Source organism: Mycoplasma procyoni, assembly GCF_017052595.1.
GTDB classification, from domain to species: Bacteria; Bacillota_I; Bacilli_A; order Mycoplasmatales; family Metamycoplasmataceae; genus Mesomycoplasma_A; species Mesomycoplasma_A procyoni.
Map to the genome: position 1 here is coordinate 1 of NZ_JAFIDB010000012.1, position 13255 is coordinate 13255.

At 27.3% G+C, this 13255-nt stretch carries 10 protein-coding genes; 2 read left to right on the forward strand and 8 right to left on the reverse strand.

Annotated elements, in window-relative coordinates; genetic code table 4:
* Positions 1-355 precede the first annotated feature (355 nt).
* Complete coding sequence (locus JV122_RS03935; RefSeq protein WP_205843213.1) at positions 356-2377, forward strand: Mbov_0121 family peptidase domain-containing ABC transporter; 2022 nt, start codon at positions 356-358, stop codon at positions 2375-2377.
* Positions 2361-2756, forward strand: a complete 396-nt coding sequence (locus JV122_RS03940) for an MAG1140 family protein (RefSeq protein WP_205843214.1) — start codon at positions 2361-2363, stop codon at positions 2754-2756. The genes JV122_RS03935 and JV122_RS03940 overlap by 17 nt, the downstream gene beginning before the upstream one ends.
* Here the strand turns inward: JV122_RS03940 and pgmB are convergent.
* From pgmB to JV122_RS05100, 8 genes are all read right to left on the reverse strand, one after another.
* Complete coding sequence (pgmB, locus tag JV122_RS03945) at positions 2753-3400, reverse strand: beta-phosphoglucomutase (RefSeq protein WP_205843215.1); 648 nt, start codon at positions 3398-3400, stop codon at positions 2753-2755. The two genes, JV122_RS03940 and pgmB, sit on opposite strands and share 4 nt — an antisense overlap.
* The gene (locus JV122_RS03950; protein ID WP_205843216.1) at positions 3394-5739 is read right to left on the reverse strand and encodes a glycosyl hydrolase family 65 domain-containing protein; all 2346 of its coding nucleotides are present in this window, start codon (positions 5737-5739) and stop codon (positions 3394-3396) included. The genes pgmB and JV122_RS03950 overlap by 7 nt, the downstream gene beginning before the upstream one ends.
* A gap of 1 nt (position 5740) precedes the next feature.
* Entirely contained in the window at positions 5741-7375 is a 1635-nt protein-coding gene (locus tag JV122_RS03955; RefSeq protein ID WP_205843217.1) for an alpha-amylase family glycosyl hydrolase, read from the reverse strand.
* 211 nt (positions 7376-7586) lie between these two features.
* Positions 7587-8891 (reverse strand): hypothetical protein, encoded by a 1305-nt coding sequence (locus tag JV122_RS03960; protein WP_205843218.1) that lies wholly within the window; start codon positions 8889-8891, stop codon positions 7587-7589.
* Between the two features lie 18 nt (positions 8892-8909).
* Positions 8910-9041 carry a hypothetical protein gene (locus tag JV122_RS04785; RefSeq protein ID WP_276207352.1) on the reverse strand — a complete coding sequence of 44 codons (132 nt, stop codon included), beginning with the start codon at positions 9039-9041 and terminating at the stop codon, positions 8910-8912.
* Between the two features lie 31 nt (positions 9042-9072).
* On the reverse strand, positions 9073-10377 hold the full coding sequence (locus JV122_RS03965; protein WP_205843219.1) for a hypothetical protein: 1305 nt from the start codon (positions 10375-10377) through the stop codon (positions 9073-9075).
* 1 nt (position 10378) lies between these two features.
* Positions 10379-11065: a hypothetical protein gene (locus JV122_RS03970; protein WP_205843220.1), complete on the reverse strand. Its 687-nt coding sequence runs from the start codon at positions 11063-11065 to the stop codon at positions 10379-10381.
* A gap of 302 nt (positions 11066-11367) precedes the next feature.
* The coding region (locus tag JV122_RS05100; RefSeq protein WP_205843221.1) for an alpha-amylase family glycosyl hydrolase at positions 11368-13255 on the reverse strand (1888 nt) is incomplete at its 5' end.

A 13255-nucleotide genomic window follows, 5' to 3' on the forward strand; every position in this document is an offset into this window, starting at 1 on the left:
GGGGCGAAGGGGGGGTAAAAAAGTTTTTTACTCTATTTTTTTAGTTAATTTAATTTTTTGTTTTACAATTTAATTAACAAGTTCCATTTCTAATTGTGAAATGCGACAAAATTCGTGTTACTTAACAGATACCACATAAAAATTTGTTTTTAGCATAAATTATTTTTTTCTTGTCATATATTTAATAGCTTGCTCTTGTTGTTTGTTATTTTGAATATTTTATAATTGACAATTTTAAACACATAGACAAAATAATATCATTAATTTTGATGGAAAAATTTAGGAAAAATGCTGAAAATTTTCCCAAATTTTTCCTAAAGAAGCCATTTTTTGCAAAAAATTTCTATTCTAGTATATGAAGATAAAAAAGCAAGAAGATATTAAAGATTGTGGTTTGGTTGTTGTCCAATCTCTTTTTCACCATTTTAACAACCAATGAATCAGCATCAACAGACTAAAAGAAGATGCTTATTTTGATAATGACGGAATTGTAATTAAGAATTTACAAAACCTTGCAATTAAATGAGGAATCTCATTAGAAGCTTACAATATTGATTTTGTGTCCTTTAGTGAACTCAAAATTAATGAGCCTTTTGTTACAATCATCAACGAAAATAACTATAACCACTATGTAATCATTACAAACAAAACAAATAAATATATAGAATTTCTTGATCCTTTAATTGGTAAAAGAAAAATGAAAATTGAAGAATTTAAAAACGTTTTTATAAACATAATTATTAGTGCAAAAAAGGAGTTTGACATTAAGTATAAAGAAAACTCTTCTTTCATTAAACACATCCTAAAAGATCCTAAAAATGCTTATTTTCTTTTAGTTATGGTAATTATTTCAATACTAAATTTCAGCAGCTCTTTCTTTCTAAAAAACATTTTAGACAGGGTTTTTCCCTTTAATAACTTAGATTTATTAATTAAATTATCAATTGTTTTTGTTTGAATATTTCTGTTTAGATTTTCTCAAAATCTAATCAAATCTTTCTTTGTTAAGAAATTACAAATGATAATCGAAAGAGATATAACACTCAACTTTTTACACTCGCTTAAAGGTGCTCAAAACAGTCAATTACTCAAAATTGATATCACAGAATATCTAAAGCGTTTTTCTGTAATTAACAGCTATAGTTCCTTTAATGCAAACTTTGTTTTTAGTTTGTTTAGCGATGCTGCAACTTTTCTGTTTTCAATGCTAATTTTAGCTTGAATCAATTTTTATATCTTTTTAATTGCTATTGCAGTTTCTTTAGTTTATTTTGGATTTTCAGTTATTTTTAAAAAACTAATTTCTAAAAAATACAATGTTATCTTAAAGAAAAATGCAGAAGTTAACTCTGCTTATTTTGATATTGTCAACAATGTTCTTAAACTAAAAAACGATGACATTCAAAAAGCATTAAACACAAAATTTCTCAATAAACTTAAGAATCTAAAGCAAGAGGACTTCAACTTCTGAAAAAACAACTTTGTTTTTTCACAAACAAAGTTATTTATCAACGAAATCCTACCGCTTATTATCATTATTTTCAGTTCTGTTTTAATTTTAAGATCACAAATGCAAATTGGTGAAATGATTTTATTCACAACCTTTTTTAGCAGTTTTATTAACCCCTTAAATAACCTTTCTGATCTAAGTAGTTATTATCCAATTTTCAAACAAGAAGAAGAAATGCTGAAGTTTATTTTAGAGATTCCTAAAGAAATAAATGGAACTCAAAATATTGAAAAAATTGCATCAATTGAAATCAATAATCTTGATTACAAAGCCAATAATATCAAAACTATTTTAAAAATTAATGAACTAAAAATTTCCGAAAATACACAAATAACAGGTAAAAACGGAACTGGAAAAACTACTTTATTGAAAATTCTAAATCAAGATATTGAAAACAACAGCAATATTAAAATTAACAATCTTGAGCTTCAGTTTATCAACAAAGAAGAATTAAGAAAAAAGGTAATTTATCTTTCTAATGAAATAAATAGCTATAGCAGTTCTGTTTTGGAATTTATCACAGATTCCTCAAACCAAAAGATGAATACATTTCTTGAAAATGTCTCTTTTTATAATTTCGCTGTCCTTTTACAAAAATGACAAATTGATCTCAAAAGCGATATCAAACCTCAATGATCTAATTTTTCAAGTGGCCAAAAATCAATTATTTTATTACTAAAACTATTTAGTCAAAAATATGATGTTATTCTTTTGGATGAGATTTTCGAAAACTTAAGTCCTGAAAATTTCGAGATTATTTCAAAGATCATAAAGGATTTTCAGGGAGATTCAATCTTTATTGAAGTTTCACACTCAAAAAGATATCTTTACAAAAACAAGGAGGTTGATCTTGAAAAACTTAAATAGAAGTTTAATTTTAATTTCTGTTTCATTGTTTTTGTTTGTAATTTCTTTTTTGGTTGTGCTTTGATTTTGAAAAATTAAAGCGAATCAAAGGGTTGCAATTGAGATTAACGTAGATCCAGATAAAAATCTTAGTTTTAGAACAAATTCAGCTCTTTATTACAAGATCACCAAAAATAATTTAGTTCATATTGACAAAATTTACAGCAATATTAACAAAGAAATTGATCTCAAAATTGTCAATATCAAAAATATTGAAAAGGATCTTTTTGAGTACACTTTAAGCAAAAATCACAACTTAAAAATAACAAAAAACACAGTAATTACTGCGTTTTTGGTATTCAAGAAAGAAATTAATTTCTTTGAATTGTTCTTTAATTAAAGTAGTTTTTCTAAATCAAGTTCTGCTGTAGATTTTAAAACCACATCAGCAATTTCTCAATTTTCTTTTTCACCATGAGTAATTGCAACTGTTTTAATTTTAGCATCTTTAAGACCTTTAACACCTGCAATAGCATCTTCAAATCCGATGCACTCTTGTGGTTGTAGTCCTAAACCTTTAACAGCTGCTAAAAAGATTTCAGGATCTGGTTTTCCGTTTTTAATTGTTCCTGGATCAACTATAAAATCAAAGTAGCTAAATAGATTAATTTTTTTCAAAATTAAAGGTGCGTTAAAGGAACTTGAAGCAATTGCTAATTTTAGTCCTTTTGCTTTAGCTTGGTCTAAGAAATTTTTGATGTTAGGTAAGATATCTTTTTCATCAATATCTGTTTCAAGCAGTTTTTTGTAATTGTTGTTTTTTTCTGTTGCAATTTCAACAATTTCTTGTTCTGAAAGACTTTTGTTAAATAACTTTAAGATTGCTTTTAGAGTATCAATTCTGTTTAGACCTTTAAGAGAACTGTTTTGTTCTTCTGTGTAATTTAGACCTAATTTAGCAACTTCATTTCTTCAAGCTTTGTAGTGTAATGAAGCTGTTTCAGTGATAACTCCATCTAAATCAAATACTAATCCTTTTATCATTGTTTTACAACTCCAAATGTGTATTCTTTATTTTGTTTTAGAACTTGTGGTTTGTTGTTGATGTAAACTTCAAACTCGGCATTTCCTGTTTGTTTGATAGTAAATCTGTCTCTTAATACTTCAATTTCAAAGTTTGAACCTTTAACTAAAATGCTGTATTTTAGTTTTGTTCATTGTTTTGGAAGAACAGGTGAGAAGAAGACTTTTTTGTCTAAGAATCTAAATCCTCCATATCCATAAACAATACTTTGTCAAATAGCAGCTAGTGAACCTGCGTGGATTCCTGCATCTGCTGAGTGGAAGTTTGTTCCTAAGTCGATATTTAGAGAGTATTTAAATAATTTGTAAGCAATATCCATTTTTCTTAAATCAACAGCTTTAATAGCATAAGTTGTTGGACTTAAAGAAGAATCGTGAGTTGTAACTGGTTCATAGAAATCAAAGTTTTTCTCAACGATGTCTAATGGGAATAACTCACCTAAAATGAATGTAGATAACACAACGTCAGCTTGCTTAACTAGTTGTGAGCAAAGTCTTTTGTGTCCTTCTGTTGTGTTAAATAGTTTTTTACCAGCATCTCCAAGTAATTGGAAAGGACTTACATCAATTCTTGGTAAGTGTTTGAATTCATCGTTTTCTCAAATGATTCCATTTTCATCTGGAAGTTGTTGTACAAGGTTTTCTTTTACATCTTCCATTAGAGCAAGATCTCATTTGTAAGGTAATTTAGCTGCAATTTTAGCTAATAATTCTTTACCTTTTGAGTCTTGAGAAAGTTTTGCAATGTAACCAAGAGCAAGCTCTAAGTTTCTTTTTGCGATTAAGTTAATAAAGTTGTTGTTGCTGATGTTTCCTTTGTATTCATTTGGACCCATAACATCAGTAATTTCGTATCTGTTATTTTTCTTTTCAACTCTTGAAGTTCAGAAAATCGCTGTATCGATGATCATTTCATAACCCATTTGTTCCATAAATTCAACATCTTTTGTAACTTGGTAGTATTGATCAACTGCAAAAGCAATATCTCCAGGCACATGAATTTCTTGTTCTCTAGATGCAATAGGCACTTGTTTTCCTGTAACAACGTCAGGTTGCCCTCAGTAAGGAGTCATTTCTCCTTCTGTAGGTCAAGCCATTTCTCATGGATATTGAGCTCCGATAAAGTTTTTCTCTTGAGCTTTTCTTCTTGCTCCTTCAATTCCTTTGTATCTGTATTCTAATAACTGTCTTGCAACTTCAGGTTTTGTAAATAGATAGTTAGGAACAATGAAAAATTCTGTATCTCAGTAGCAGTGTCCTTGGTATCCTTCACCAGATAATCCTTTAGCACCTACTGACATATTTGAAGAGTGTGTAGGAACGAAAGTGTTCATGTGGTAAATACCGAATTTAAGAGCTAATGAGTCATATTTAGCATCTTTTCCACCTTCAATTTCAACATGGAATTGTTTGTAAATTGAATTGTAGTCTTTTAAGTTTTGTTTTTCAATGTCTTTGAATGTTAGTTCTTCAAGTCTTTTTGCAAGTTCATCTGCACTTTGTTTAACTTGATCAAAACTTAATAATTCATCTTTATCAACTGTTGTTGAAACAGACATCATTTTTTCTAAAACAAAAGGTTTTTTAGTTGAAAGCGCTGTTTTGATTTCGTATCCAACTTGTCTTCTTGACATTTTTAAAACATAATCATCATTACCGCTTTGTAGTAATTCTGAGTTTGAAAATGCTCTAATTTTCATGTTGTGAATTACTCAACGTTGTGATTGATTTGTTTGTTCTTGGTATTGTAATAAAGAAGGTCCAACAAGGAATTTTTTCCCTTCATCAAAGTGTTGAATCCCGCTGTTTGTTGTTTGTCCATTAATTAAAGGAAGAATTTTTAGAGATGATTCTTTTCCTCTTAATTGCTTAATTTCTATAGTTTGAGCATAAATATTTTTTTCTGATTGTGAAATAATTCTTTTGAAAACAAGAGAGAATTTTTTGCTTCCTTTAAGAATTTCAATTTCTCTTTTTAAAAGACCATTTTTTAAATCAAGTGATTTGTGGTATTTTACTTTTTTGTTTAGCATTAAGATTTCACCATCAATATAAATTGATGTTTGAATTAAGTCTGCTAAGTTAGCAATTTCAGAAACTTCTGTTTTGTCCCCTTGGTTGAAAATTCCGTTTACAAAGAAGTCTTCTTTGTTGAAAACACTTCTTTCTTCATCAACCGCTCTAATTCCTAAATAACCGTTTCCTTGTGCAAAAATTGATTCAGTTTTTTTAGTTAATAAAGGATCTCATCCATTTTGTAAAATTATAAAATTATCTGTATCGTACTTTAGTTTAGCCATGTTATTTTACTAAAAACATTATTGACTCATATGGTCTAAGTTTGTTTTTAAACTCCTTGTTATCTGTGTATGTACTTAAAAGAACTTGTGCAGATTTATCTAATTTAAATTCTTTTGAGTTTGATGTTAAGTTAATAATTGAAATAATTTCTTTATTATTGTTAAATCTTGTAATTTTAATAAGATCGTTTTCAAGTAATTCCATTTTTGATTTACCGTCTATTAAAAGATCTTTATATTGTTTTCTTGTTTCTATTAGTTTTTTGAAGAAGTTTAGGATTGATTTTGGTTCTGCGATTTGTTCTTCAACTGAAGATTCTAAATAGTGTCCTGAGTGTTTAATTCAAGTTTGAGCACCTTCGTTAAATCCGTGGTTGAATTTTTTGTTTCACACCATTGGTACACGAGAGTGGTCTCTTGAGTTAACATTGTGGTATGTTGTCATTTCTTCTTCTGTGTATAGTTTTTGTTGATCAACAAAGATTCTGTAGGCATTTAGTGCATCAACATCTCTAAATTCTGATCTGGATTTGAAAACTGGATTTTTTAGTCCAATTTCTTCTCCATAAAGGATTGTTTGAATTCCTTTTAATGAGAATTGGTATAAAGCGATTGTTTTAGCAGATTCTCTTCAAAATAGTTTTTCATCTCCTCATCTTGAAATTGCACGAGCTGTGTCGTGTGATGATGAGAAGTTTGTGATCATGTGTGTTTCGATTTGATCGTTTGTTTGGTATTCTTGAATTGCTTTGTTTGCAAATTCTCTTACGCTTCAGTTTGCATCATAACCATTTCTACCTGTTTCTTTTCCTCAACCAATGTATCAAGAACCGAAGTTGTAGAAGTTATCTGCAATTTTTTCTTTTCCTTTTCCATATCTTAAAGCTGTGTTAGGTTGAATTCCTGAAGCTTCTCCAATAAAGAAAACATCATTTTTTGTTTCATAAATTTTGTTTAAGAATTTTTGTAAGTACTCAACCATTTTTGATCCAAATGAGTGTGAAAATTCTCCATTTGGTTTTGTTTCTTTGTGTACGTGTTGAATAGCATCTAATCTGAATCCTCTTACACCAAGTTTGTATCAAAAATCAATTACATCCACCATTGCATTAATTGTAAAGTCTGAAGCTCAGTTTAGATCAGCTTGCTCAATTGCAAATAAGTGGAAGTAGTATTTGTTTACTGAAGGTACATACTCTCAAGCGCTTCCTCCAAAAATTGATTCCTCTTTTCCCGGTTTGTCTGTTCAGATGTAGTAGTTGTGTTCTTTATTATCAACTGATTCAATTGCTTTTTTAAATCAGTCGTGTTTATTTGAAGTATGGTTTAGCACAATATCCATAATAATTTCAATATTACGTTTTTTAGCTTCTTGTACTAATTCTTTGAAATCTTCTAATGTTCCAAATGTTTCTCATGTTTGTTTGTAATCTAAAACATCGTATCCAGCATCTGCAAATTCTGTTTTGTAAATTGGACAAAGTCAGATTGCATCTACTCCTAATCATTTTAGATAATCTAGTTTTGAAGTAATTCCTTTTAGATCTCCATTACCATCATTGTTTGAATCTTTGAAGGATCTTGGGAATATTTGGTAAATAACTTTTTCACCTCATTTTTTTAAATGGGAATCCATAATGTCTCCTTTAATATATGCATTTTTTTATAATTTGTAAATTAATTTTAATATCAAAAGAAAAATTTTTATTAACATACTTGTAATACCAAAAAAGTTCTTGTTATAACTCATTTTACTTACATTAAGGTTATATCAATCAAAAAAGCGATTTTTTGGCCTTTTATAAAGCAAAAACCAGCATTTTCAGTGCTGGCTTCTTTTTTCAATTTTATTTTAAAAAATCAAAAATTTGTTGGATTTGTTTTGAGTTATAGTAATCTAAAGAATCAAATTTAATTGATTTTTGTAATTTTTGAGGATTTTCCAAATTCTCGAGTGAGTTTTTTAATAACTGTTTATCAAGCTCAAGTCCTTCAACTAAAATATCTAATATTTTAATGTCATTTTTAAAGTCTTGTTTATTATTAATTCTATTTATGATTTCAGAACAGAATTCCATCATTAAAAGATAAAATGCAGAGTTTTCAAATGTCTTAAATTCTTCTATAAATGATTGATTTTTAAATGGATTTGGAATTACTTTAATGTTTATTCCTCTATAAATAAATTCATTTTGGTTTTGTGTTTGAGTACAAAAACTTTTTAACACAGAAATAAGATCATAGTTTTGATCTTTATTTAGAATTTTAATTTGGTCTATTGTATAAAAAGTTGAAGTGTAGTTTTCTAAAGTTTTTTGTCCTAAAAACACAACTTTTTCTAAATCTAAACTTTTATCAATTTTATTAAGTCTTATTCTGTTTTTGAAAAACTTAAAGCATCTTTTTGCATCAGAAAATCTAAATGATAAGAAGTTTATGATAGCTAAAGCAAATGAAGAATATTCAATAGATAGAGTTTTATAATTGTAAAAATAAAGAACTAATAAAAGATTTCTTTTCAATGAAATTCAAAACAGAAATATTGAAATAAATAAACTTATTAATCCTAGCCACAGATCCTTTTCTGGGTGTCTTCTTACTGGAATAACACCAAGAAACACCAATGATCACAATAAAAATGAAACAGCATGAGCAGAAAATAAGAAAGTTAATAAAGCAAGTTTTGTAAAAGATGTTATATAAATGTATTTATCAACTTCTTTTTTGTAGTTGAAAATTTTATTTTTTGAGTCAATTTTTTTATAACTATAAGAATTTTCTTCACTATAATCATAATCCAATTCTATTTTTGATGAATAAAAATTAATTCTTAAATAAAACTTAATTCAACTATAATAAAGAACAACTTTACTTTCTTTTTTTCTCATTCTCATTTTTATTACTAAAATCACATAGTAGTTGATTAATCATCAAATATTAAGTGGTGAAAATACAGCGGGATAGTATATAAAAATAAATACTGTTACTGGATTTGAGAAAAAGGCTGTAAGTATTTGAAATTTAAAAATCAAATAAATAATAAACAATAATGGTGCTACTAAAACTGAATTTATTGAAATAATCAATAATAGTATAACTCTTAAAAAAGAGTATTTATTGTCTAGTCAATATGATATTTTGTTGATTTCCATAACTCTCCTTGATTAAAATTATCTTAAATTATATTGAACTAAAATAAACGAAGACACAAAAATCGAAAAATTCATAATTACAAGAAATATTACTCTTGCAAAAGAATATGTTTGATTTAAATTATCTGAAATTTCCTCTAATTTTTTCATTTTACCTCTTTTCAAAATTTATTTTCAATTTTTAATTTCCCTGTATAAAATCAAAAATTTGTTGCATTTTATTTCAATTGTAATATTTTGCAAAATCGAATTTTATTACATTATTTGTATTTTTCACATCAATTAAATTATCAAGTGATTTTTTTAATTGTTGTTGTTCTATTTTAACTTCATCTAACAACACATCTAGCATCTCAATATCATCGTTGTATTCTTTGTTTTTTTCGATTTTTTCAATAACATCATTGCAAAAATCTAACATTAAAAGATAAAATGCTGAATTTTCAAATGTCTTAAGTTCCTCTATAAATTCCTTGTTTTTAAAGGGATTTGTAATTAATTTAATGTTTATTCCTTTATAAATAAATTCGCTTTGGTTTTGTGTTTGAGTGCAAAAACTGTTTAATACAGAAACCAGATCATAGTTTTCAGCTATGTTCAAAATCTTTATTGTGTTTATTGTATAAAAGGTTGAAGTGTATTTTTCTAAACCTTTTTGTCCTAAAAACACAACTTTTTCTAAATCTAAACTTTTATCAATTTTATTGATTCTTATTCTGTTTTTGAAAAACTTAAATGTTCTTTTTGCATCATAAAATCTAAAAGATAAGAAGTTTAAAGTACTCAAAACAAATGAAGAATAAGTTAGTGAAGGAAATCTATTATTAAAAATATGTAGAAATATTAAACAAATTTTACTTAGTGATCCTACAAAGAAAAACAAAGAAATAAATGCATGAACTATACCCATTCAATAATTTGTATAACCTGGTTCTTTAGTTGCTATAATCCCAAAGTGAAGAAGAGAAAACACCATAAAAACAATAGATAAATCAATTTTTAAAAAAAATGACAAATGGTTTTTTATAAGTGAAAGTAGAAAAATATGTTTATTTACTTCTTTTTTGTAGTTAAAAATTTGAGTTTTCTTCTTTTTATATAAATAATAGTTTTCTTCTATGTAATCGTAGTCGGTTTTTAATTTTTCTCAATAAAAATTAATAATCAAATAAAACCTAATTAAAGCAGAATAAAAACTAAAAATACTTTGTTTTTTTCTAATTTTTGATTTTATAGCTAAAATAATTGATAAATTAATGATTGATCAAATATAAAGTGGAAAAAGGGTAATTGGAATAGCAAATCAAATGAAAAATAGTCATATGTCAGAAAAGAGTATTTCAAATGAATTAAATCCATAAATTGCAAAAACAATTAATAATACAGAAGAAACAACAACACTGATTACAACGAAAATCAGTAAAGTTATAGTTCTTACAAAAGAATATTTATTATCAATTCAAAATGCTATTTTGTTTGATTGCATATTAATTAATTATTTCATTTTTATAAGTATATTTATAAAAAGCAATCGCTTGATCATGAATTGATTGCTCTATAAAGGATATAATATTTTGAACGTCCTTTACAATATCAGAGAAAACTGTAAATAATCCTAAATCTTTTATTTTTGATATTTCGTTTTTTATTTTAATAAGAGAATGATAAATCATTTTAACATTTTCATTGTTTTTAGCTGAGTTTAAAATAGCTCCAGATTCTCCTATAACGAGTAGTGGAATTCCTTGCTCATTAAATTTTAGTTGACTTAATAAATTAAGACTTCCACCTATTATTCCTAAAATCATTTTTATTGTATCGGAAATTGGTTCTGTTGGATTAATAGCTTCTGATCAATCTCCTAAAGCATCTGAAACATTTCTTATGTTAACTGAATGAACGTTGTTTCATGTTTTTCTTCATTCTTTGGGGTTTGCATTATCAAGAAGTTTATAGTATAACTTCGCTAATTTTTGTTGTAGTTTTATTCAGTCAGTTTTTTTATAGTTTCTAGAAATTATTGAATCATCTAACTGTAAATAAACTCATCTTGCATGACCTGAGCTAACTTTTGTTCCTTCTGGTGAACCTGGGTCTCATCTTTTAAATTCTAATGATAATTCCTCTTTAGGAATTACTCTTCTAACTTCAATTATTGGTAAATCTATAATCATTTTTTCCTCCGGTTTTAAAAATTTTTTGTTATATAAAATAAACTCTCACCTTTTTAAGATGAGAGTTAAATATTAGATTTGATTAAAATACTCTACTTAAAAAGATGGCAAAAATAATTATTAGTTTTAATAATACGTTTATTCATATTAAACTTAATAACTAAATTAGCCATATCTTTCCTTTCTTTTATATAACAATAAAATTATAGCACTAAAATTATTGCTTGTTTCTAAATTCTTGTTATAGCGGTTTTGTTTGCAAAACAAACAAAAATCATCTAGATGATCTAGATGATTGATATTTATTCTGCTTTTTCGGTTTCTTCTTTATCTCTAAGAGTTAGAATAACTGAAGTGTGTGCTGGAATAATTCTTTCTTTAACAAGTGATGAAATGTAAGGTCTTGAAGAAACAGCAATTTTGTATTTTTTAGTTGGATAAAGGGTTTTTCTTTCTTTTCCGAAGTTGTGGATAACAAAGACTTCTTCTTTATTGTATTTAATTTTGTAAGATACAAAGTCTTTTTCGTTTTCTAAAATATAGATATTTCTGTTGTATGTTTTGAAGTTTGTTAATCTAAAGAATTTTGTTTTGTTTCTGAAGTTAATTAATTTTCTTGTAAAATCATGCACTTCTTTAACACGTGGGTTTTTAAGGTGATCTCACTTAATTCCGTTTGTGTAATCTGTTGTTTTGTAGGAGTTATCAACTACAAAGTGATTTCCATCATCAATTACAAGAGAATTTTTGTTTAAAACGGGAAGATATCTATTATCATGACAACCACTTAAATCAAGTGGTTTTGTTTGCAGCAATTCTGTACCAGCAAGCACTAATTGTCTTCCTTGAGAAGTAAATTGCATCATTAAAGCTTGGTTGTTTAGAGCGATGTTTTCTTCGAAGTCTTTATCTGAAGTTGTTAGAATTTTATCTCAAAGACTAAAACCATCATGACAAGCCGCATATTGTAGAGCTATGTTGTTTTCGCGAGAGAATAAATCGTATTCAGTGTTTGAGTAGATTTCAAGTCCTGAAAAACTATAACGCTTGATGTTTCCAACAATAGAAGACACAAAAGAAGCCATTTTTTCTGTATTTCCTTGAATTAATCCCTTTTCATTTGCTTCAATTGAATCAGCTCCTTTTATTGCGTTTCTGATTGTGTCATTGAAATAAAAGAAATTATAGTCATTATCTGTAACACCTTTTGTTAGTGAGTTTGTGTAGTCTAAATCACTGAAAGGTCAAGCTTCACCATGGAGAATAATATTTTTGTTTTTTCTTTTTAAAACTCTACTAATTTCTTTTAGAGTTTCTTTATCAATAAAGGTTGAAAGGTCAAATCTGAAACCATCAACATCAAATTCATCAACATAGTAACTTAAAGAATCAATTATCATTCTCCTTACCATTTTAGCTTCTGTATTAAGTGCTGGTTGATCAACTGGATAAACCTCTGAACCTGTTCTGTAGTAGTAATCTTTTGTAAGTTTTTCAAAAAGAGAATTTGTCATTGTGTGGTTGAAAACAACATCCATAATGATACCAATACCCTTTTTGTGAGCTTTTTTAACAAACTTTTTGAACTCGATAATTCCTGCAGCAGCATCTTTCGGATTATTTGTGTATCAGTTGTTTAGAGCGAAGTAGTTTAGAGGATCATAACCTCAGTTGTAGTTTGTTGTTCAACCTGTACCTTCTCCTTTGTTAAGGATGTTTAGATTGTCTGCATTTGTTGTATAAGGTGCGTGAATAGGTAGTAATTGGATGTGTGTAAAACCTAATTCTCTTACATAGTCAAAGATTTTGTTCTCGATTGCTGCATCAAATGTTCCAAGTCTGCTTTTAAATTTCTTTTGGTCTAAAAGGGATGTGAAATCTCTGATGTTTAGCTCGTAAATTACAGGGTCAACAGAGTTGTTGAACTCTGTTTCTAAAGGTCTCTTTTTAACAGAATCAGAAGCCTTTTTTCAGTCGACTAAAATAGCTAGTGGAACTTCGTCTGTTTTACCTTGTCAATCAAATGGAGCAAATGCTTTAGCATAAGGATCGATTGTGTATTCGTATTCATCTGAACCTTTGTGTTGGATTTTAATTCAGTAGTAAAAACCTTCGTATTCTTTTGGTATTTTAGCACTTCAGATGTTTTTGCTCTTTTTAAAACTAAATGTTGCTATTCTTGTTTTTGAG